Below are 21,931 nucleotides of genomic sequence, written 5' to 3'. Positions count from 1 at the left end.
CACGCGATAAATCCCCGCCCATTCTGTCGCGGCGCGATTTATCGCGCCGCGACGAAAAGATGCGGCTTTTACCTTATCTGAGTCGCAAACCCTGCTCATCAAACAATAAACAGTGCTCGGCACGCAGCTGATAACTCAGCCGCTCGCCAATCGCGTGTTCCGCCACGTTACGCTCCTCAATCACCAGCAGCTTCTCTTCGCCGATATCGAGATAGAGATAATTGGTGTGTCCCAGCATCTCGCTAAACGACAATTCGCCGCTAAAACTCAGGACATCATCGTTGCTGCTCACTGGCTGGAAATGCTCTGGACGTACGCCCAGCGTGATTTTCTGCCCTTCGCGGCACGACGCGGCGATCGGCAGCGTAAGCTGATTAATGCCCAGCGCCGGCACCCGCAGTTGCACCGCGCCCGGCGCGATCGCGGACACTTCGGCAGTGAGGAAATTCATCTTCGGCGAGCCAATAAACCCGGCGACAAACAGGTTGTCGGGATCGCGATACAGCGCCATCGGCGCGCCGACCTGCTCAATGCGGCCCTGACGCAGCACCACGATGCGATCCGCCAGCGTCATCGCCTCCAGCTGATCGTGCGTCACGTAGATCATGGTGTTGCCCAGCGAAGCGTGCAGGCGAGCAATCTCAATGCGCATCTGCAAACGCAGCTCGGCATCGAGGTTCGACAGCGGCTCATCAAACAGAAAAATGCGCGGATGGCGGATTATCGCGCGGCCAATCGCCACACGTTGCCGCTGTCCGCCGGACAGCGCGCGCGGTAAGCGGTCAAGAAATTCTGTCAGATGCAGGCGCGCCGCAGTCTGTTTGATCGCCTGCTCAATTTCCGCTTTCGGGCGCTTCATCACTTCCAGCGGATAGGCCAGATTGCCGCGCACCGTCATGTTCGGGTAGAGCGCATAGGACTGAAACACCATGGCGATGCCGCGCTCGGTGGCGTGCTGATCGGTCATATCGGCGCCTTCAATCAGCAACTTACCGTCGGTGATCTCCTCCAGCCCGGCAATCATGCGCAGCAGCGTAGATTTCCCGCAGCCGGAAGGGCCGACAAACACCACGAATTCGCCGCTGTTAATGGTGAGATCGATGCCATGAATCACGTTTACATTTTCGTAGGACTTTTTAACGTTTTGCAGATGCAGGCTGGTCATGCGATGCCTCGAATCAGAGAAGTTGGCCCATATAAATGGCGTTGCTGCGCATAATCGGCGTGAAGCCAAGGCGCTGATAAAAGCCGCACACCTGCTCGTTCTGCAGGCTGACGCCGAGATAAACGCCCGGCACGCCCGCAGCACGCAGATCGTGTAGCAGCTGTTCAATCAGCTTGCGCCCCCAGCCACCTTGCTGCGCGGCGGGTAACAGATTGATGTGCAGATGCGCAGGCCACTGCGTCACCAGATGATCCGCTGCCGCATCGGGCTGATGAATCGCTTCCAGCACTTTGCTGTCGAGCGCCGCCTGCGGCGCGTAATCGCGATATAGCTGTTGCAGCTGTGGCCACCAATCAGTATTCAACTTTGCTTCGAAGGCGCGCGTATCGGGCGCGGCGACCGCGTAGCCGACTACCTCGCCGTGCTGTTCCAGCACATAAGCAAATTCGGGCGCAAAGCGCGCGTAGGGAATGACAAAGCGCAGGCCGGGCAGCGCGGGATCGGAGTAGAGCGCGCTGGCATCGGTGCCGGCATTGGCGGTCTCTAAGCAGATGCGCGACAAGGCGGGAAAATCTGCCTCGCTGGCGCGACGAATAACACCTTCAGCCGTCATGGTGGAGCCTCTGTGGTCAGGAGATGAACAGATTTTACGGTAAAGAAAGCCGACTTAGTTTTCAAGGTGTAATAATTGCGCTGGCGCACAAAGCTGATGCGAACTATAACCACAAAGCATGACTGGGCGGCTGACAAACTCACGCGCAACGCCGCTATGAGCGCTGGTTGAAAGCACATTGCCTTTCGCTCACCTATTGCTGTGATGATAACTATAGGATTTTCATATGCTCTATCAGTAGGTTAAAGCAGCTCGCCGGGCTGAGTGATTTATACTGATGCTCAGGCTTTACTGTGCGGCGCTGTCCGGTTTGCGCGCTGAATCGCAGCATCCTCTGCTGTTCTGGCGGCTTTTCTTCTTACTCTTTGCACTGTATCACAGAGCAAAAATTCCGCAGTAGTGATGTTTGACTTTCTTTTGTGCATAAAGTAAGTATGAATTATGTGCGTTGTCGCTGCTGAATCAACCTGCCGGGAATCGCAGGTGTCGAGATGAAGGGATGCCAGTCATCTGTTGGAGAAACCGAGCATGATGTGTGATTCAACCAATCGTCCTTCCCGTTTGCAAAGTTCACTGCGCACGGTGTCGCGTCTGGTCTCCGCCGGGATTCTGCTCGGTGCGACCATGGCAGCCGCGCAGGCCGTTACCCTGAATGAGTGGGACATTTACAACTATCCGCAGCAGACCGAAGCGGTGGATGAAGCGGTAAAAGCGTTCCAGCAAAAGAATCCGGGCATTGTGATTCAGCGTTCGGTGCACTCCTTCGAAGACACGCGCATTCCGCTTAAGCTGGCGCTGACCGCCGGTGACGGCCCGCAAATCGCCCAGGTGAATCAGGGCGGCGGCGATATGGGCTCGCTGGTGAAAGACAAGCTGCTGTGGCCGTTGGATGATTACGCCAAAACTTACGGCTGGACCACGCGCTTTCCGGATTCAATCCTGAAACGTAACCGCTGGTCAGATAAACAAGATTTCGGCAGCGGCAAACTCTACGGCGTAGCGAGCCTCGGCGAGATGGTGGGTTTGTACTACAACAAAGCGCTGCTGGATAAAGCCGGTGTTGCGGTGCCTAAAACCTTGCCGGAACTCGAACAGGCGATGGAGAAACTCAAAGCCGCCGGCACACCGCCGATGATGCTCGGCCTGCTCGACGGCAACATGGGCCAGCAGCTGCTCAGCACCTTGTGGGAAGCGCAGATTGAGAGCAGCGACCGGAAAAAACTCGACGATCTGATTTACGACGTGGGCGGCACGTTCAAAGACGACAAGCTGGTGAAAGCCGCCAATATGATGAAGGGCTGGAACGACAAAGGCTATCTGTTCCCCGGCTTCCAGGGCATTGGGCACGACGATGCGGCGACCCTGTTCCAGAATGGTCAGGCAGCGTTCCTGGTGAGCGGAACCTGGTATCTCGGCCAGTTTAAAGACAACAAAGATCTGCACTTCGCCGCGATGCCAGCGGGCGAGGGCGTGCAGCATCCGCTGATGGTGGGTGGCACCGATCTGGCGTTCTCCATCACCAGCACCGCCAAAGACAAAGCGCAGCAGGATGCAGCAGCGAAGTTCATCGATTACATCGTCTCAGATGAGATGGCGAACCGCTGGCTGAAAGTGGGCTTCCTGCCGGCCGGCACCAGCAAAAATGCGCAGATTCCGGCGGATAACCCGCTGCTGGCAGAAGCGTATCAGGTGTGGGTGACGCTGAATGACAACGATGGTCTCGGCCATTATCTCGACTGGGCCACGCCAACCATGAACGCTGAGCTGAATCAGAATGTGCAGCTACTGCTGGCGGGACGTCAAACCGCCGACCAGATGGTGATCAACTTCGATAACAACTATCAACGTTACCTGAAAACCCTCAAGCACTGATGACGTACGGCCCGGCGCAAGTGGCCGGGCCGCGAACAGGCCCGCAAGCGAGTACGGTTATGTTGAATAAATCTGCCTGGCGCAATGCGCTCTATCTTCTGCCCGCGGTGCTGGTGTATGCGGTGTTTCTGCTGATGCCGCTGTTGGCCTCGTTAGGGATCAGCTTCACCGAATGGGATGGCACCTCGTGGCCGATTTTCATCGGCATGGGCAACTATCTGCGCATGTTCCAGGATCCGGTGTTCTGGGTGGCGCTCGGCAATAATGCCTTGCTGATGCTGTTCTACACGCTGTTTCCGATTGGCGTTGGACTGCTGCTGTGCAGCTTCCTGTATGAGACGCGCAATAACAAAGAGCGCAGCGTGCTGCGTATTCTCTTCTTCCTGCCGTACATCATGCCGATGGCGGTGCTCGGCGTGGTGTGGCGCTGGCTGTATAACCCGGCGTTTGGCCCTATCGATCAGTTCCTGCGCGCCGTGGGTTTGCCGCAGCTGGCGAAGTCGTGGCTGGGCGATTTTACCTGGGCGCTACCCGCGGTCGGCTTTGTCGCCACCTGGTACTTCTTCGGTTTCTGCCTGGTGCTGTTTATGGCGGGCTTGCAACGCATGGATCCGTCGCTGCTGGAAGCGGCCGATCTCGATGGTTCATCACGCCGCCAGAAATTTATGCGCATTACGCTGCCGTCGCTGCGTCCGGAACTGCGTATCGCGCTGCTGCTGACGGTGATCGCCAGCTTGAAAGCCTTCGATCTGGTTTACGTTATGACGCAAGGCGGGCCGGGCACGTCCACTATGGTGACCAACATCTTTATGTATAAGCAGGGCTTTGACCTGCACTACTTCGGCTATGCCTCCGCCGTGGCGGTGTTCAGTATGCTGATTGTGTTAATGATCAACGGCTTAATTCATCTATGTCTACGGGAGCGTCACTGATGCGCGGCACGCCAACTGTCTCACGCGCGCTGATCTGGATTGTCGCGCTGATGACCATCCTGCCGTTTTTAATGGCGCTGATGACCTCGTTCAAAACCCAGATGGAGCTATTTCAGGGCGTGTTTACCTTGCCCTCGTCGCTCAATTTTAAAAACTACATCACCGCATGGCAGCAGGGACATTTCAACGTCTACTTCATGAACTCGGTGCTGGTGGTGATTCCGGTGGTGATCTGCAGCATCCTGCTCGGCATTCTGGCGGGATTCGGTTTTGCCTGGCTGAAGATCCCCGGCAAAACGGTGGTTGCCGCGCTGCTGGGTCTTGGCATGGTGCTACCGAGTGAAGCCTTTATTATTCCGCTCTATCACGAGCTGCGCTGGATGGGCCTTACCAATACTTATCTGGCGCTGATTCTGCCGCAAATTGCCTTGTCGCTGCCGTTTACCACGCTGATGATTGCCACCGCGTTGCAGCAGGTGCCGCGCGAGCTGGTGGAAGCGGCGGTGATGGATGGTGCCTCACGCCGCAAAATTCTCTGGGGCCTGCTGGTGCCGGCGATTTGGCCGACGCTGTCCACGCTGGCGCTGTTGCTGTTTATCTGGACGTGGAACGAGTTCCTTATCCCGCTGATTCTGGTGAATAAAGATGAGCTGCGCACCTTGCCGATCGGCATGATGTTTTTCCAGAACAAAAACACCATCGATATTCCGGTGCTGATGGCGGGCGCGATGATTGTCATCCTGCCGCTGGTAGCGGTGTTCCTGGTGTTCCAGCGCAAATTTATCAGCGGCGTCACCGAAGGCGCGGTGAAATAACCATCTTGTCCACCAGCAAAAGGTTTTGGTCATGCGGCGCGTGCTGCAATAGCGCATCGCCGCTATTCAGGAGAACCGCATGCACGTTTCATTGGCTGATTTCTACCCCATCGCCGATGGCGAAACGCTGGATACACACTGCTTCCAGCGCGCACTCAATCATCTGGCAACGCGCGGCGGCGGCACCTTATCAGTGCCGCCTGGCCGCTATCATCTCGGCACGCTAACGCTGGGATCCAACATTAATCTGCATCTTGAAGCGGGCGCCACGTTGCTCGCCAGCTCACGCGTTGAGGATTATCAGCAGCAACTGGCGCAGAGCCAGGCTGAACTGTCGCAGCATGTGCTGCTGTACGCCGTCGGGCAGCGCAATATCAGCATCAGTGGCAAAGGGGTGATCGACGGTAACGGCGATGCGTGGTTTGCTGCGGAAAAGGACGAGCAGGGTTATCGCCTGCCGCGTGCGCAGCGCCCGCGCATCGTGGTGTTTGAGGATTGCGAGCAGGTGACGCTGCAAGATTTCACCATCATTCAGGCGCCGATGTGGACGGTACATCTGGTGAGTTGCCGCCATGTACATGTCGACCATCTCACCATCAATAACAGCATGAGCATGCCGAACACCGATGCGCTGGATATCGACAGCTGTGAAGCGGTGTTTGTCAGCAACAGCTATCTGAGCGCGGCCGATGATGCCATCTGCATCAAAACCAGCCAAAAACCCGCGCATCTGCGACGTGCCGCGCGACAAATCATGATCAGCAACTGCCTGCTGCGCTCCTACAGCTGCGCGTTCAAAATTGGCACCGAAACCTTCGATGACGTGGAAGATGTCACCGTCTCCGGCTGCACCCTCTTTGATTCCAACCGCGCGATTGGCTTGCTGTCGCGTGATGGCGGCCAGTTCCGCCGTTTGCTGTTCAGCAATATCACGCTGGCCTGCCGCCACGCGCCGCCGTGCCATTGGGGTAAAGCCGATGCGCTGTTTGTTTCAGTGCGCGCGCGCGATCCGGCGATAGCGCCGGGCAGCATTGAGCAACTGCAATTCAGCAACGTCAGCGGTGTGATGGAAGGAGCAATTAACCTGCATGCGGAACAACCGGGACAGATTCGTGATGTGATGCTGGTGAATGTGCAGCTGCGGCAAGTGGTAGCAGCAGGTGCGGATCAGGGACATTACGATGTGCGCCCGCCGTGTAATCCCGAATCGCCGACCGGCATGGGCCTCGACAATGCGTACAAACTGGATAGCGCATCGGGCTTAGCGTACGGTGTTGCCGCCTATCCGGATGGCTTGCCGGGCGTGTTTGCGCGCGGCGTGGAGAATCTGCAGCTGCATAACGTGGTGATTACGCGCCCGCAGCCGTTGCCCCACGGCTGGCATGCGGAAACAGTGCAGATTCTTTAGGGCACGCCTGGAGGTTACAACGCAGCAGCGATAGCCGCGCCCAGTTCCTCGGTTGACGCTCGGCCGTCGAGCTCGCGCGTCAGGCTGTTGCCCGCCGCCAGCGTAAGCTCGATGGCATCCAACACCGCTGCGCCCGCTTCGGCGTAATCGAGGTGCTCCAGCATCATCGCGCCACTCCAAATCTGACCAATCAGGTTGTTCACGCCTTTACCGGCGATGTCAGGTGCCGATTCAAAGGTGCTGTAATTAATGCGTTGATTTTGATTATTTGTAATCATATTTGATGCTTTGTGAGCAACCTCAAACAAATTAAGCCCTGTTTAGCCTATAAAACGCCTCTAATATGCGTAAATTCATTCTTATTTGAGCGAAATGAATCATAAGCATAAGTGGGGTGGCGAAGTGCGTAGACACGGTGAATAACAACATCGGCCACCTCATCAACGGGACGCGTGAAGCCCAGCGCGTTCCACGACCCTACGTTATCGATGAGGCTGAAATGAAACAATTCTCTACAGAAGGGATGGTGATTATTGTCGGGATTGTCATTGCGTACATCCTGTTCACCACCTGGCTCACCTGGCGTCTGCGCAGTAAAAACAGCGGCGACTTTATGGCTGGCTCCAATGTGATGCCGGCATTTGTGGTGGGCGTGATGCTGATGTCGGAATACATCGGCGCCAAATCCACCATCGGTACGGCTCAGGCAGCTTTCGAAGATGGCTTTGCCGCTTCATGGTCGGTGATTGGTGCCGCTATCGGTTTCCCGCTGTTTGGTTTTTTGCTGGTAAAGCGCATCTACAATACCGGCAAAATCACCATCTCTGCGGCGATCGCTGAACGTTATGGCAACTCCACCAAAAACATCATCTCGCTAATCATGATCTATGCGCTATTGCTGGTTAACGTCGGTAACTACGTTAGCGGTGCGGCGGCGATCTCAACGGTGCTCAACCTCGATCTCACTACCGCTGCGGTGATCACCGCGATCGTCAGTACGTTCTATTTTATGTTCGGCGGCATGAAAGGCATCGCCTGGGTCACGCTGCTGCATAGCGGACTGAAATATATCGGTATTCTGATCATTCTCGGCGTGGCCCTGCACATGACCGGCGGCGTCAGCCCAATGATCAAAGAGATGCCGCATTTCTACTGGACGTGGGACGGCAACGTTGGCGGCAGCACTATTTTCGCCTGGATGATTGGTACTATCGGCTCGATCTTCTGTACTCAGTTTGTGATTCAGGCGATTGCCTCGACCAAAAGTGCTGAGTCCGCCAAACGTGCAACCTGGGTGGCGTTCTTCTTCTGCATGCCGATTGCCATTGCTATCGCGCTGATTGGCGTGGCGGCGAAATACCTGCATCCCGATATTAAAAGTCTCTATGCGCTGCCGGTGTTCCTGCAGGACATGAGTCCGTGGCTGGCGGGGATTGTCACTACCTCACTCGTGGCGTCGATCTTTGTCAGCGTCAGCACCGTAGCGCTGGCGATTGCCTCGCTGGTGGTAAAAGATTTCTACGTGCCCTATCGCAATCCGACACCGGAGCGCGAGTTCCGCATGACGCGCTGGCTGTCGCTGCTGATCGGTTTCCTGCCGCTGATTTTCGTGCTGTTCGTGCCGGAAGTGTTGAAGCTCTCCTTCTTCACCCGCGCTATTCGGCTGTCGATTTCAGTGGTGGCAATCATTGCCTTTTACCTGCCGTTCTTTAAAAGCACGCGCGGCGCCAATGCAGGCCTGATTGGTGCGTGTGTCATGACGTCAGTGTGGTATCTGCTCGGCGATCCATTAGGTATCAACAACATGTACGTGGCGTTGATCACGCCGGCGGTCATCATGGTGATTGACCGCCTGATCCCTTCAAGCCAAACCCATGAGAAAAAAGCCCCGAAATCTTCAATGCAAAACAGTGGAGCCTGAAATGAGTGATTTAACCCTTACCGTTGAACGCAGCGGTAACCTCCATCCGCACGCGCAGGATGCGCAACAGCTCACGGCGATGCTGCCTTCGGTCTGCCCGCAGAACCATGCGGCGAATCTGCTGCCGCTACCCAATGGCGACTTGCTGTGTGTGTGGTTTGGCGGCACGCAGGAGGGGATAGCCGATATTTCTGTGTGGTGCTCGCGGCTGAAAAGCGGCAGCACACAGTGGAGCGAGGCGGAAAAACTCTCTGACGATCCCACGCGATCGGAGCAAAATCCGCTGCTGTTCCTCGATCCCGAACAGGTGCTTTGGCTGCTGTGGACGGCGCAGAAATCCGGCAATCAGGACACCGCGATTGTGCGCTATCGTCAGTCACGCGATTTTGGCCGCAGCTGGGGGGCAATCGACACCTTGCTCGATCAGCCCGGCACCTTTATTCGCCAGCCGATTGTGGTGCTGCCAAACGGTAACTGGCTGCTGCCGGTGTTTTATTGCCGAACTCAGCCTGGCGTGAAATGGGTGGGTAACGACGATATCAGCGCGGTGAAAATCTCCAGTGATAAAGGCCAAAGCTGGCGCGATGTGGCGGTGCCAGACAGCCTGGGCTGCGTGCATATGAACATCACGTTGCTGCAGGATGGCAGCTTACTGGCGCTGTATCGCAGCCGCTGGGCCGATTTCATCTATCAAAGTCGTTCCACCGATGGCGGCGAAAGCTGGAGTGCGCCGCTGGCGACTGACTTGCCAAACAACAACTCGTCGATTCAGGTCACGACATTGCACAACGGCCATCTGGCGCTGGTGTTTAATGCCATGAGCGCCAGAGATGCCAGCGAGCGCCGCTTATCGCTATATGACGAAATTGAAGATGAAGAGGATGACAGCGATGTGGTGGTAGCGGCAGAGCCGCTGGTGCACAGCGGACGCAGCGCGTTTTGGGGCGCACCCCGCGCGCCAATGACGCTGGCGATTTCCGCCGATGGCGGCAAAAGCTGGCCATGGCAGCGTAATCTCGACGAGGGCGACGGCTACTGCATGACCAATAATTCGCAGCAAAAGCTTAACCGCGAGTTCTCCTATCCGAGCATCAAACAAAGTGACGATGGCGCGCTGCATGTGGCTTACACCTATTTTCGTCAGGCGATTAAATATGTGCGCGTCGATGAAAGCTGGGTGAAAGGATGAGCAGGCAGCGACACGCGCTGGTAACTGGCGTCAGCTCTGGCATAGGCGCCGCCATCGCCGATCATCTGTTGCAACAAGGTTGGCAGGTGACCGGTTTTAGCCGCACGTCGGTGCAGAACGATCATCCAGCGTTCACCTCGGTCAGCGTGGATCTGTTGGATGCCAATCTGCTGAAGCAGGCGCTACTGGCGCTGCCGAAGGTGGATGCGCTGGTGCATGCCGCAGGCATGATGGCGGCTGCGCCGCTCGGTGAGCTGGATGAGAAGCAGAGCGCGCGTTTGTGGTACCTGCACGTGCAGGTGGCGGAGATAATGGCAAATGTCTTGCAGCCGCAGATGGCGCAGGGCGATCGTATCTTGCTGGTTGGCAGCCGCACGTCACGCGGCGCGGCGAATCGCAGCCAGTACGTGAGCACCAAGGCGGCAATGGTGGGCATGGCGCGCAGCTGGGCGGCGGAACTGGCACCCAAAGGCATCACGGTGAATGTGATTGCGCCGGGGGCGACGGAGACGCCCATGCTGCTGCAGCCCGGCCGCGCCAGTTCACCCCCAAAGCTGCCGCCGATGGGGCGCTATATCAAGCCACAGGAAGTGGCGGCGCTGGCAGGGTTTGTGCTGTCGCCTGCCGCCGATGCGATTACCGGGCAGGAGTTGGTGATCTGTGGTGGGGCGTCGTTGTAGTTTTTTCCCTCACCCTAACCCTCTCCCATAGGGAGAGGGTTGGGGTGAGGGCAATAAGTCGCACCTAACCGCGCCGCAATCCCGCCACATCCACCTGCCACTGATGCAGCTTGTTATACAGCGCGGTGCGTGAAATCCCCAGCAACTGGGCAGACTGGCGCAGGTTGCCTTTTTGCTCGCGCACCACCTGCATCACATGCTGGCGTTCATTCTCCTGCAGCGAGGTCAATTCGCTGGCGACAGGCGCGTTACGCTGCACCATCTCTTCCGGCAGATCGTGGCGATCAATCTCCAGCCCTTCACACAGATTCACCATGCGCTCGACCAGATTCTCCAGCTCGCGCACGTTGCCGGGCCAGTGCCACGCCTGTAAACAGCGCATTGCCTCGGCGGAGAGCTGCGGCGCGATGCGCTTCAGCCGGGTGCAGAGCGCCTGAATAAATGTATTCACCAGGCCGGGAATATCCTCCTGACGCTCGCGCAGCGGCGGGATCTCCAGCGAAATCACATTCAGGCGATAGTAGAGGTCGCGGCGGAACGCGCCTTTTTCCACCGCATCCAGCAGATTGCAGTGGGTAGCGGCGATGATGCGCACGTTGACCTTGATGGGATGGGCCGCGCCGATTCGCACCACTTCGCTCTCCTGCAGCACGCGCAGCAGGCTGGTTTGCGCCTCGAGCGGCATCTCGCCAATCTCATCAAGGAACAAGGTGCCGCCATCGGCCAGCTCAAATTTGCCTGCCGAGCCGCCGCGTCGCGATCCGGTAAAAGCGCCGTCGACATAGCCAAACAGTTCGCTCTGCACTAAATCACGTGGCAATGCGCCGCAGTTCAGCGCGATAAAGGCTTCCTGCTGGCGCGGGCTGGCGTTGTGAATCGCCTGTGCGAATAGCTCTTTACCGGTGCCGCTTTCGCCGGTTAATAATACCGTGCTGTCGCTGCGGCTGCTGGCGCGCGCTTTCTGAATCGCTTGCAGCACGCGCGGCGCGTGCCCGCGAATCATCTCAAAGGTGTAGCTGGCGCCGACGCCCATCACGCGGCGCGTAATGGCGCGGATACGTTGATTCTCGCGCAGCGACAGCACGCGGCCGCCGTCTGGCGCGGGCATCAGCGAAATCAGGCAGGAAAGGGGATGCACGCCATCCGGCATAAATTGCAGCTCGCGGTCATTGCAGAACGGCATGGTGAGCAGCGATCCGCCTTGCGGTTGCAGCAGCACGTCGATCGGTCCGGCGCTGGGATCGAGGCCGCTAAAGATCTGGCGCGCATAGCGATTCAGCGTTTTGATGCGACCGTGACGATCGCAGACGATCACGCCTTCGTTCAGGGTTTCGAGGATCGACTGCTGCTCGGCCAGCAAACGGCGCAGCATCTGCTGCTGACCAACCGCTTCCGCTGCCGCCTGCACCGTGCCGAGCGTATGCGCATTAAAGTTGTCAGGCGTGGCGGTCAGCGTGAGTACGCCAAGCAGCTGGCCGCTGGCATCGCGCACCGGTGCGGCAGCACATTGGCGATGGCGTTTGCGCAGATCCAGCTTCCAGTTTTCGCCGCTCAACACGTACACCAGCCGCTGCTCAATCAGGCAGCGCGCGGTGCAATTGGTGCCGAGCACCTCTTCGCGCAGGATGCTGCCGACCGGCGTCAGATCCGCGCCGCAGAAGTGCAGCGTCACGCCTTGCGCATCGGTCAGATTGATGTGGCCATCCGGGTTATACGCCAGCAGGTTTTCCATGATGCTGCGCGCCGCGAGGATCAACTCGGCATTGTGCTCAAGGATCGCCGTCAGTTCCGCAGCGGGTGGCGAAACATAGGCAAAGGTGGCGGGATCGATCGCGCGCTGCTGCGATCGCCGCCACGACTGCAAAATGCTGTGCCGCATCCAGCCGGGCTGTTCACCGCGTTCAAAGCTGTGCCAGCCCTGCCACAACAACGTATCCCATTCGCCCAACTCCGCGCTGTCCGGCAAGCTGAAGATTGGATCGCTCTCATCTTTAAACGGCAAACGCTCACTGGCACGCATGTGACACTCCTTAACAAGATGGAATGTCCATTTTATTGACATGTGAAGTTGACATGTAATTTTTGTTGCCAAATTGTGAGCAATATCTGTGTCATGCCTCACATAAAGCGGCGAATTGCAGTTGGCATCGCCTTTGCACTACCGATTGCACATCCCTGCGCTCGAATGAGCATATCCAAAACAATAAGGAATAGGTCATGACATTTCATCTTAAGCCAGTACGCGTCGGCCTGATTGGCGCCGGACGCATGGGCAGCTTCCACGCGGAAAACCTGGCCTGGCGCGTGCCGGGTGCGATCCTCGCAGCGGTGGCCGATCCGCAACCGGGCGCGGCCGACGCGCTGACCAATAAGCTCGGCGTCGCTAAAGCCTATAGCGATCTGCATGCGCTGCTGCAGGATCCCGAAATTGAGGCGGTGGCGATTGCCGCACCAGCGCGCACGCACGCCGAATGGGTGATCGCTGCCGCTGAGGCGGGCAAACATGTGTTCTGTGAGAAGCCGATGGCGGTAACGCTGGAAGAGGCGGATCGCGCGATTGCTGCCGCGAAAGCGGCCGGCGTGGTGTTGCAGGTCGGTTTTAACCGCCGCTTTGATTCCGGCTTTGCTGCAGCGATCGCGGCGGTGAAAGCGGGTGAAAATGGCACCACGCAGCTGAGCCGATCGCTGACGCGCGATCCGGGCCTGCACGATCCTTCGCGCATCCCGCAGTGGACGATCTTCCTTGAAACCCTGATCCACGATTTCGACACGCTGCTGCACTTTAACCCTGGCGCGAAGCCGGTGGAAGTCTATGCGCTGGCCGATGCGCTGGTGCGTCCGGATTTCAAAGACAAAGGCTTGCTCGACACATCGGTGGTTACCATCCGCTTTGATAACGGCGCGATCGCCACCGCTGAAGCCAACTTCCAGGCGGTATACGGCTACGATGTGCGCGGCGAAGTGTTCGGCAGCAAAGGCATGCTGCAGGCGGGCCATATCAACGTTAACAACTGTGTGCGCTATCACCAGGATGGCATCGCGATTGAAACCTCACGCATGGATTCAGACCTGCTGCGCGAAGCCTATGTGGCGGAGATGGCCGAGTTTGCCCGCTGCATTCGCAGTGGCGAAACGCCGCGCGCTACCGGTGAAGATGCACGCAACGCGCTGGTAATCGCGCTGGCCTGTATCGACTCGGTGCAGCAGCAGCAGCCGATCAAATTGGGAGGTCGCTAATGGCCGGTTATCAGCTGTCGGTGTGTGCCGAAATGGTGTTTCTCGATCTGCCTTTTGTCGAGCGCGTGAAACGCATTCATGCACTGGGCTTTGGCGTCGAAATCTGGGGCTGGGCCAACAAAGATATCGATGCGCTGGCGGCGACCGGCGCGCGTTTCACCTCGATGACCGGCTACCTCAGCGGCAACCTGACCGATGATGATGAGATTCAGCAACTGCTGCAAAGTGCTGAAGCATCGCTGGCGGTGGCCGAGCGGCTCAACTGTCCGGCGTTGAACCTGCACGGTACCGGACTGGATGACAAAGGGTTGCCGGTTAAACCGGTTGACGTGGTGACCGGCGCGATGTGGCTGAAAGCGGCCGACACGCTGCGCAAAGTGGCGCAGCTGGGCGAGCGCGCCGGACGCGTCTTCACGCTGGAGAACCTTAACTTGCCGGTTGATCATCCCGGTACACCGTTCGCGCTGGCGGCCGACACGCTGGCGCTGGTGGAAGCGGTTAACAGCCCGGCGCTGAAGATGAACCTCGACCTGTATCACGCGCAGATTGGCGAAGGCAATTTGATCGAACTGATTCGTCGCTGTGGTTCGGCGATAGGTGAGATTCAGGTGGCCGATGTGCCGGGGCGTCAGCAGCCGGGCACCGGCGAGATTAACTATCGCGCCATCGCCCGTGCGTTACACGATGTTGGCTATCAGGGCACCGTGGCGCTGGAAGGCTGGGCCAGCGGCGAAAGTGGCGCCGCGCTGCAGCAGTTCCGCGATCACTTCACGCTTTAACGGTTCCACCGCCGGGTATTCGCCTGTTACCCGGCGTTAACTTCATGAAATGAATAATAATATCTCAACCCTACAGGACTAACCCATGAACATCAGAAATGTGATGCTGTGCCTCTGCGCGCTGCTGCTCAGCCTGAGCGTGAGCGCTAAAACCTTCACCGTCGGCGTCGCGCTGGCTAACTTCGATCTCAACTTCGTCTCGATTCTGCGCACCCAGATGCAGGCAGAGCTGAAAGCTAACCAGCTCAATAGCCAGTTTGTTGATGCCAAAGGCGATGTCGCGCTGCAAGTGCAGCAGGTGGATGATTTTGTTAATCAGGGTGTCGATGCCATCATCCTCAATCCGGTGGACACTCAAGGCGTATTGCCAATGATTACCGCGGCGAAAAATGCCGGCATTCCGCTGATCTTCGTCAATCGTAAGCCAGAAGTGAAACTGCCAACCGACATGGCGTATGTTGGTTCAGACTCGGCGTTGGGCGGCGAAATGCAGATGGAAGCGCTGGCGAAGAAGATGAATTACAAAGGTAACGTGGCGATTTTGATGGGCGCGCTGTCGAATGAGGAAGCGCGTGAACGCACCCGCGCGGTGGAAGCCGTGATTGCCAAATACAAGGATATGAAGGTGATTGAAAAGCAGAGCGCCAAATGGCAGCGCAACGAAGCGGTGGATGTGGTATCGAGCTGGCTGCTGAATCAGCGCCCGATTGACGCTATCGCGGCGAATAATGATGAAATGGCGATTGGTGCCATCATGGCGCTCAACCAGGCGAAAAATGAGAAGATTTTGGTCGCCGGTATCGACGGCACGCCGGATGGTCAGCAGTTCGTGAAGAACGGCAAAATGACGCTGACCATTTTCCAGGACGCGAAAGGGCAGGCGACCGGCGCGGTGCAGGTGACTAAAGCGCTGCTGGAGAAGCAGAAAGTGCAGGAGTTCAACTGGATTCCGTATCAAACCATCACGCCTGAGAACTATGCGCAGTTCGCGGCGAAATAACATTTTTATTTACCAAAACTCTCCTGCTCGCAGGAGAGTTTTACGCTGGAAACCCGATTTATTCCTCCTCCACTTCGCTTTATTTGCCTAACTCTGACTGATAAACTCCGGCTGCAACCAGAATTGTCTCTGGTTAATGATTGCTCAGGCATGATGCATTAACAGAACGCATGCTTTCGACCGGAGAGAAGTGCAGGATGGATAAAGAGATTCTCAACACCATAAATTCTCAGCACCTTTTTCCCGCGCACAGCGACCGGCATATTTTTTTTGGTGTTGATGGTAAATTCATTGGCCACTCGCTGATTACCATCATGTCGATAATCAAGCATGCCAATGATGTTCGTTATCACTTTCATCTTATCTCTTCGGAAATATCTGCAGTTGATACTGCGCGTCTGGAAAAAATATTCGCAGGATCGCCACATGGGTTAACGCTGCATCCTATTCAGGATAGTTTGTTTGGCGCGTTCCCTACCACAGAGTTATTCACTCGCGCGACCTATTATCGTTTTCTCGCTCCGCTTATCTTGCCGCATGCCACTAAATTGCTTTATCTCGATGCCGATATAGTGTGTCTGAATCCTCTGGATGAATTATGGCAGATTGCCATGCCAGCTGACGTTATTGCCTTGGTGGTTGGCGAGATTGAGGCATTGCAACCGCAGTTGGCTGAAAAGGTGGGTTTGCGTGGAAAGCGCTATTTTAATGCCGGCATGATGCTGATTGATGTGCAAAAGTGGAATCGAGAGCAGATCAGTGAACGCGCTTTTAGTTTGCTTAGCGAAAAGGGAAAACAATTCCAGTATCTTGATCAGGATGCGTTGAATACGTTGCTTGAGGACCGTGTGATATTCACGGAAACGCGCTTTAATACCATCAATATGCTCTCACACGATGATAGCGGCTATACGCAGGATGTGCCGAAAAATACCTGCTTATTGCATTATGCGGGTGCCGATAAACCCTGGCAGCGGTGGAATCAACAGCACGTTGGCCATTACTATCGCGATCTTTATCAGATTTCGCCATTAGCCGACGTCTCTTTTGAAACACCGAAAAACGCGCAACAAGCGAAGAGAATGTACAAATTTTTGTTCCGTAGTCATCAATGGATGCCGGCACTCTATTGGCGCATTAAGTATTTTAAAATGAGGTATTTTTGAGTGCAGACTTTACGTTTAAAGCCGCTGTTAACCGAAAGCAATATTTATCAGCTGTGCTTTCTGCTGTTAACCCTGGCATTTGCGACCTCGTTAGTTATCCCCGCATATCCTAAGAAAACATTTTATCTGGTGGGTTATTTAACGCTATTTTTTCTGCTGGCCCAGGGAATAAAAAGAAAATTCATTATCGATAAGAGTGCTTTCATCGTCGCTATTCCCATTCTATTATTGGGCATAGTCAGGGTAATATGGTCGCGTATTTATGCCGATGCCTATTTTAGCGATGTAGTGGATAACTATTTTCAGGGCGGTAAACTTTTCATTATCTCCGCTTTTATCAGCTATTTTTTCATTGCGTGGCGTCACTGTTTGTCAGCGAAAGTCCTGCGCATTAGCGTGTGCTTGTTAATTTTTGGCTTGCTGCTGACGCTGGGCGCCGGCTGGTACGAACATGCTCAGACGCAGCAACGCATCAAATTACTCACAGATTCAGCCGGTACCGTTTCATACCTGATGACGGCGTTAGCATTAACTGCCCTGTTTATTGTGAATAAGGTGATAGTTCGCCGCCTTAATCAAATTCTGCTGTTCACCGCTATCTTTGTGGTGAATATGCTGCTGATGTTCCTCACTGAGTCACGTGCGGCGGTGTTGGTGCTGCCCGTTTTATACTTGCTCTGTTTTTATCTGGTTCATCGCTGGGCAGGAAAATATTCGCTGGTGATTTTAGTTCTTTGCATTGCGGGGGGGCTGTTCTTCATGCCCAGCTCCATTATGCATCGGTTGGACAACATCCAGAACGAAATAGACAGCTATCAGAAAAATAATGATACCTCAATTGGTGCGCGCTTCTCGATCTGGAAAAGTGGCTATCACAGCGTTTCCTGGTCGCTGCTGGGGCAAAGTCCGGATGACAGAACGGATAAAGCGCGCGTTTATATTAAAACCTATGAACGCGCTAATCCTGAGGCTTATAAAAATGTGATGTATCACTTGCACGATGATTTTTTAGAAACGCTTTCGCTGCAAGGTATCGCGGGTGCTGTCACCCTGATTCTTTTTTATGTGGGTTTAATTGTGGCGGCAATGCGTCGTCGGGCATGGGATGTCGCGCTGCTTCCTGTTTCCATTTTTATATTCGGTTTGACCGATACCGTATGGATTCAAAGCAGTTCAGTGTTTATTCTGATGGCATCGATTATTATGAGCTATGCGCTGATGCAGCATAAGCCCCGAACGCATATCTAATATTTGTCAGGTCGCCATTGAAGGCGACCGATTTTCTCAACGCTTCAGCTCATTCTCCGCAATTTCATTCTCAGATATTTTTTCTTCAAACTAAATCTGACTTTACTGTCCAGCAAAAATGAAACGAAAGAGACGTTTTCAATCGCCTGCTTCACCACCTGTTTCTCATGTTCATCGTTAATCAGCGGATAAAACTTATGCGCCAGATTGATCCAGTGACAAGCGAGCAGGTTGCGGTAGCTTTCACCGAGCACATTATCCATCTGTTGCGTGGCTTTGATCAGCATCGATATTTTATCGGCATCCAGCGCGCTGGAGAGACTTTTTTCTCGTTTGAAATAGAGATACGGGCTCTGCTTCGCTAAAAATATCGTCTGACTGGCTTTCAGAATCGAGGGGAATAAATACGCATCTTCGTAGCAACTGAAGTCAGGGAAATGGTTATCTTCCAACAGCGAGCGTTTAATAAACTGACCGATAAAATGCGCCTGAATATCACGATGGATGAGGAATTTTTCAATCACCTGATGTTGCGACAAGGCGTTAACCTGCAAACCTTTCCACTGTTGTAGTTTGGTCTTCTTTTCATAAATTTCATTCAGCGGCGCCAGCAGAATATCGGGTTGTTGCGCCTGCAAAAACTGCACTATGTCAGCAAAAGAGTTCGGCAAAAGCTGATCGTCACCATCCAGCATCGTGACAAAGTGGCCGCTGCATTTGCTGACGCCAAAATTTCTCACTTTGCCGATGTTACGGAACATCACGTCAAAAATTTTCACCTGGCTGAATGAAGCGGCAAAGCTGTGCAGCAACGCGCTGGTGTTATCTGTGGATGCGTCATTCACCAACACAACCTCGACCGCATCCTCAACGCCAGAGCAGGCCTTTTTGAGGCTGTTTAACGTCTCAACAATGTATTTTTCGCAATTGTGAGCCGTGACCAGGACGCTGAGAGTGCAAGGTGAATCCATAGTTAGCATCTATCCGTTAATGTTCTGAGAGCATTCATTGCTAACAAGTCTATCGCTTTCTACGCTGAAGGGAATGAAATTGTGTTGCATGGTTTAGGTAATCATACTCACAGCTCTGCGCGTCGTTAATCAGCACAACTAAACTTTCCTCCCGCCTTGCCGATGTTTTTTACCACTGAGTCCGTGCGCTTTGCCCCACGATTTTGGGGCTCTACGATCAACTTCTTGTGTGGAAAAATGTCATGATCGCAACGCCCTTGTCAGGCCCGGCGGCTTCGCCGGTGGAGATGGTTTCGCTCAAACGTATCGCACAGCGCGCGGATAGCCTGGCGGTGTTCCTCAGTTGGGCGCTGTTGCCGATTGCACTTGGCGTTGGCTGGCTAAATGACAGCGTGCTGGTGGCGCTAATTGCGGGTTTGGTATTGGCGCTGCTGGCGACGTTTTTCGGCACCGTGCTGCGCGGTACGCTCACGTCGCGGCTGGTCTTATCCGCGCTGTTAATCGGCTGGGCTGGGCTGCTTATTCAGGTTGGCGGTGGCGCAACCGAGTACCACTTCTCGGTGTTTGTGTTGATGTCGGCGCTGCTGGCGTGGCGAGATGTGCGCCCGTTATTAATGGGCGCTGCGGCGGCAGCCACGCATCATGTGTTATTCAATTATCTGCAGGAAAATGATCTGTTTGGCGTGGTGGTGTTTCATCATCCCGGCTGGGACATGGTGTTTTTCCACGCGCTGTTTGTCGTGGTGCAAACCGCGATGCTGCTGGTGATTGCACGCCAGATGGCAGCGGATGCGCGCTCGGCCAGCGAAGTGGCGCAACTGGCGGCACACATTAATCAGCAAGCCGGTTATCTCACGCTGCGTGCCGATACTCAGCAGAGTGAAACGCCGTTCGCGCGCACCTTCAGTACTACGCTTGGGACCCTACACGGCACTTTGCATCAGGTCAGCGACGGCGTCGGTCAACTGCTGGCGGAATCCGACAGCATTCTGGAGCGCAACGCCGCGCTCTCGACGCGTACCGACGAGCAGGCGCAAGCGCTGGAAGTGGCGGCCAGCGCTATGAGCGAAATCAGTATCGCTGCCAGCTTAACCCGGGACAAAGCGCAAAGCGCGTGCGAGCTGGCGAGTGAAACCCGCGCGGTGGCGACGCGTGGTGAAGAGAATATCCAGTCGGCGATTCGCTCGATGGAGAAAATCAGCGAAGAGTCGAGAAGGGTGAAGATCATCCTGGAGCTGATCGACGGCATTGCGTTTCAAACCAACATTCTGTCGCTGAACGCCTCGGTGGAAGCGGCGCGTGCCGGTAATCAGGGACGCGGTTTTGCCGTGGTCGCCAGCGAAGTGCGTAATCTGGCGATGCGCAGCGAAAGTGCGGCACGCGAAATCCGTCAACTGATGGATGCCAGTTCCACCAGCACCGAACACGGCACCGTGCAGGTGGAGCATGCGGCGCAAACCATGCGCGAGATTCACAGCAGTATTAGCGGGTTATCGCAGCTGGTGACGGAACTGTCGGCGATGAGTGAGCAGCAGAATTTGAGCATTGAGCAGATTCAGCAGAGCATCAATAGCATTGATCACAGCGTGCATCATAACGTGCAGCACGTGGCCGAAACGCTGCAAGTGGCGCAGCAGCAACAGCAGCAGGCCAATGCGCTGAAGCAGGCGATTTCGTTATTTAAGTTGGGATAAGCGTGACCTTTGCAAAGGTCGCCATGAATGGCGACCTTGCGTTAGTTACTCTACGCCATTAACCAGCAGCACGCGGTATTTCGCGCCTTTCAGGCGATGCGCTTTGGCTTCCTGATACGCCGGGCTGAAATACCAGCCTTTCGCCGCCTCAGCATCCGGGAATTCGAGCACCACCACGCCTTCCGCTTCCGGGCCTTCCAGCGTTTCCAGGGCGCCATAAAACGCCAGCGGGGTGATGGGATGGTCGCCGCGCGCCTGTCCGGCTTTCTCGGCATACGTCGCCATCTCGTCCTGGTCTAAGGTTTCGTCCTTAATAAACACCACATATGCAGCCATTATTTCTCTCCTCGCGCCTGGCGTTTGTCTTCAGTGTTGTTATCGAAATCGGCGGCATCATGGCGCTCCAGCAGCTGATCCTGCGGCTCGGCACCAAAGGCGCGATTCACTTTACGCCCGCGAATCACCGCCGGACGCTCGGCAATCTCTTTTGCCCAGCGCACCACATTTTTGTACGACTGCACATCAAGGAATTCGCTGCCGCCATATTGGTTGTTCAGCACCAGATTGCCGTACCACGGCCAGGTGGCGATATCGGCGATGGTGTATTCGTCACCGGCGAGGAAGCGATGGTCGGCCAGTTGACGATCCAGCACGTCCAGCTGACGTTTAGCTTCCAGCGTAAAGCGGTTGATGGCGTATTCGATTTTCTCGGGCGCATAGTGATAGAAGTGGCCAAAGCCACCGCCGAGATACGGCGCAGAACCTTGCAGCCAGAACAACCAGTTCAGGGTTTCGGTGCGGCCTGCCAGCGAGGTCGGCAGAAAGTGACCGAACTTCTCGGCCAGATAGAGCAGGATATTGCCGGATTCAAACACGCGCTGCGGTGGCGTGACGGAATGGTCGCTCAGCGCCGGGATTTTCGAGTTCGGGTTTACATCGACAAAACCGCTGGAGAACTGATCGCCATCGCCGATACGGATCAGCCAGGCATCGTACTCGGCGTCATTGGCACCCACCGCCAGTAACTCTTCCAGCAGGATAGTAATTTTCTGGCCGTTTGGCGTGCCGAGCGAGTATAGCTGCAGCGGATGTTTGCCGATCGGCAAGGTTTTGTCATGCGTCGGCCCGGCGGTTGGACGGTTGGTTTTCGCGCCGTTACCTTTGGCTTCCGGGTCCCAGATCCAGACTTTCGCGGGCTGATACTGATGTTCCGACATAGTGGTTTCGCCTTGTTGTGATTG

The 21,931-nt window shown here is 55.6% G+C and carries 19 protein-coding genes and 1 pseudogene; 13 read left to right on the top strand and 7 right to left on the bottom strand.

The window, feature by feature from the left end:
• Positions 1 to 73: 73 nt before the first annotated feature.
• Both ACVLVH_RS14005 and ACVLVH_RS14000 read right to left on the bottom strand, forming a co-directional pair.
• Positions 74 to 1,165, bottom strand: a complete 1,092-nt coding sequence (locus tag ACVLVH_RS14005; protein ID WP_192412626.1) for an ABC transporter ATP-binding protein — start codon at positions 1,163 to 1,165, stop codon at positions 74 to 76.
• A 13-nt stretch (positions 1,166 to 1,178) separates the two neighbouring features.
• Positions 1,179 to 1,778, bottom strand: coding sequence for a GNAT family N-acetyltransferase (locus tag ACVLVH_RS14000; protein ID WP_277974417.1), 600 nt, complete (start codon positions 1,776 to 1,778; stop codon positions 1,179 to 1,181).
• Positions 1,779 to 2,306: 528 nt separating this feature from the next.
• On the opposite strand from ACVLVH_RS14000, the gene ACVLVH_RS13995 reads away from it, so the two are divergent.
• From ACVLVH_RS13995 to ACVLVH_RS13980, 4 genes are all read left to right on the top strand, one after another.
• Complete coding sequence (locus tag ACVLVH_RS13995; RefSeq protein WP_217550004.1) at positions 2,307 to 3,650, top strand: ABC transporter substrate-binding protein; 1,344 nt, start codon at positions 2,307 to 2,309, stop codon at positions 3,648 to 3,650.
• A 59-nt stretch (positions 3,651 to 3,709) separates the two neighbouring features.
• The gene (locus ACVLVH_RS13990) at positions 3,710 to 4,582 is read left to right on the top strand and encodes a carbohydrate ABC transporter permease (RefSeq protein WP_101762375.1); all 873 of its coding nucleotides are present in this window, start codon (positions 3,710 to 3,712) and stop codon (positions 4,580 to 4,582) included.
• The gene (locus ACVLVH_RS13985; RefSeq protein ID WP_101762341.1) at positions 4,582 to 5,397 is read left to right on the top strand and encodes a carbohydrate ABC transporter permease; all 816 of its coding nucleotides are present in this window, start codon (positions 4,582 to 4,584) and stop codon (positions 5,395 to 5,397) included. Before ACVLVH_RS13990 ends, ACVLVH_RS13985 begins: the two co-directional genes overlap by 1 nt.
• Before the next feature lie 79 nt (positions 5,398 to 5,476).
• Entirely contained in the window at positions 5,477 to 6,805 is a 1,329-nt protein-coding gene (locus ACVLVH_RS13980) for a glycoside hydrolase family 28 protein (protein ID WP_498949561.1), read from the top strand.
• Between the two features lie 14 nt (positions 6,806 to 6,819).
• On the opposite strand, the pseudogene ACVLVH_RS13975 reads toward ACVLVH_RS13980, so the two are convergent.
• Positions 6,820 to 7,035: pseudogene (locus ACVLVH_RS13975) on the bottom strand (isocitrate/isopropylmalate family dehydrogenase); the annotation flags it as partial.
• A gap of 269 nt (positions 7,036 to 7,304) precedes the next feature.
• Between ACVLVH_RS13975 and ACVLVH_RS13970 the strand changes: the two are divergent.
• The 3 genes from ACVLVH_RS13970 to ACVLVH_RS13960 are packed head-to-tail and all read left to right on the top strand — an operon-like array spanning position 7,305 to position 10,595.
• Positions 7,305 to 8,726 (top strand): sodium:solute symporter family protein, encoded by a 1,422-nt coding sequence (locus tag ACVLVH_RS13970; RefSeq protein WP_137385003.1) that lies wholly within the window; start codon positions 7,305 to 7,307, stop codon positions 8,724 to 8,726.
• 1 nt (position 8,727) lies between these two features.
• Positions 8,728 to 9,915 (top strand): sialidase family protein, encoded by a 1,188-nt coding sequence (locus ACVLVH_RS13965; RefSeq protein ID WP_312464380.1) that lies wholly within the window; start codon positions 8,728 to 8,730, stop codon positions 9,913 to 9,915.
• Complete coding sequence (locus tag ACVLVH_RS13960; RefSeq protein ID WP_498949559.1) at positions 9,912 to 10,595, top strand: SDR family NAD(P)-dependent oxidoreductase; 684 nt, start codon at positions 9,912 to 9,914, stop codon at positions 10,593 to 10,595. Before ACVLVH_RS13965 ends, ACVLVH_RS13960 begins: the two co-directional genes overlap by 4 nt.
• Before the next feature lie 64 nt (positions 10,596 to 10,659).
• On the opposite strand, the gene ACVLVH_RS13955 is transcribed toward ACVLVH_RS13960, so the two are convergent.
• Positions 10,660 to 12,615, bottom strand: a complete 1,956-nt coding sequence (locus tag ACVLVH_RS13955) for a sigma-54-dependent Fis family transcriptional regulator (protein ID WP_498949557.1) — start codon at positions 12,613 to 12,615, stop codon at positions 10,660 to 10,662.
• Positions 12,616 to 12,812: 197 nt separating this feature from the next.
• Here ACVLVH_RS13955 and ACVLVH_RS13950 point away from each other — a divergent pair, with 197 nt between their 5' ends.
• From ACVLVH_RS13950 to ACVLVH_RS13930, 5 genes are all read left to right on the top strand, one after another.
• Positions 12,813 to 13,832 (top strand): Gfo/Idh/MocA family oxidoreductase, encoded by a 1,020-nt coding sequence (locus ACVLVH_RS13950; RefSeq protein ID WP_101762335.1) that lies wholly within the window; start codon positions 12,813 to 12,815, stop codon positions 13,830 to 13,832.
• The gene (locus ACVLVH_RS13945) at positions 13,832 to 14,611 is read left to right on the top strand and encodes a TIM barrel protein (RefSeq protein ID WP_110868111.1); all 780 of its coding nucleotides are present in this window, start codon (positions 13,832 to 13,834) and stop codon (positions 14,609 to 14,611) included. Before ACVLVH_RS13950 ends, ACVLVH_RS13945 begins: the two co-directional genes overlap by 1 nt.
• 85 nt (positions 14,612 to 14,696) lie before the next feature.
• Positions 14,697 to 15,611: a substrate-binding domain-containing protein gene (locus tag ACVLVH_RS13940; protein ID WP_101762333.1), complete on the top strand. Its 915-nt coding sequence runs from the start codon at positions 14,697 to 14,699 to the stop codon at positions 15,609 to 15,611.
• A gap of 197 nt (positions 15,612 to 15,808) precedes the next feature.
• Entirely contained in the window at positions 15,809 to 16,777 is a 969-nt protein-coding gene (locus tag ACVLVH_RS13935; protein ID WP_192412607.1) for a glycosyltransferase family 8 protein, read from the top strand.
• Positions 16,778 to 18,025 carry an O-antigen ligase family protein gene (locus ACVLVH_RS13930; RefSeq protein ID WP_192412605.1) on the top strand — a complete coding sequence of 416 codons (1,248 nt, stop codon included), beginning with the start codon at positions 16,778 to 16,780 and terminating at the stop codon, positions 18,023 to 18,025.
• 44 nt (positions 18,026 to 18,069) lie between these two features.
• Here ACVLVH_RS13930 and ACVLVH_RS13925 read toward each other — a convergent pair whose 3' ends face one another.
• Entirely contained in the window at positions 18,070 to 18,996 is a 927-nt protein-coding gene (locus ACVLVH_RS13925) for a glycosyltransferase family 2 protein (protein ID WP_192412603.1), read from the bottom strand.
• A 242-nt stretch (positions 18,997 to 19,238) separates the two neighbouring features.
• On the opposite strand from ACVLVH_RS13925, the gene ACVLVH_RS13920 reads away from it, so the two are divergent.
• Positions 19,239 to 20,690, top strand: a complete 1,452-nt coding sequence (locus ACVLVH_RS13920; RefSeq protein ID WP_498949555.1) for a methyl-accepting chemotaxis protein — start codon at positions 19,239 to 19,241, stop codon at positions 20,688 to 20,690.
• Positions 20,691 to 20,735: 45 nt separating this feature from the next.
• Here ACVLVH_RS13920 and ACVLVH_RS13915 read toward each other — a convergent pair whose 3' ends face one another.
• Both ACVLVH_RS13915 and yghU read right to left on the bottom strand, forming a co-directional pair.
• The gene (locus tag ACVLVH_RS13915; RefSeq protein ID WP_110868107.1) at positions 20,736 to 21,026 is read right to left on the bottom strand and encodes a DUF1330 domain-containing protein; all 291 of its coding nucleotides are present in this window, start codon (positions 21,024 to 21,026) and stop codon (positions 20,736 to 20,738) included.
• Positions 21,026 to 21,907, bottom strand: coding sequence for a glutathione-dependent disulfide-bond oxidoreductase (yghU, locus tag ACVLVH_RS13910; protein ID WP_498949553.1), 882 nt, complete (start codon positions 21,905 to 21,907; stop codon positions 21,026 to 21,028). The genes ACVLVH_RS13915 and yghU overlap by 1 nt, the downstream gene beginning before the upstream one ends.
• Between the last annotated feature and the right edge of the window lie 24 nt (positions 21,908 to 21,931).

This window comes from Kluyvera sp. 1366, from assembly GCF_054823405.1.
Note: the sequence above shows the minus strand (reverse complement) of the source record. Positions and strands in the feature narration are given on the sequence as shown.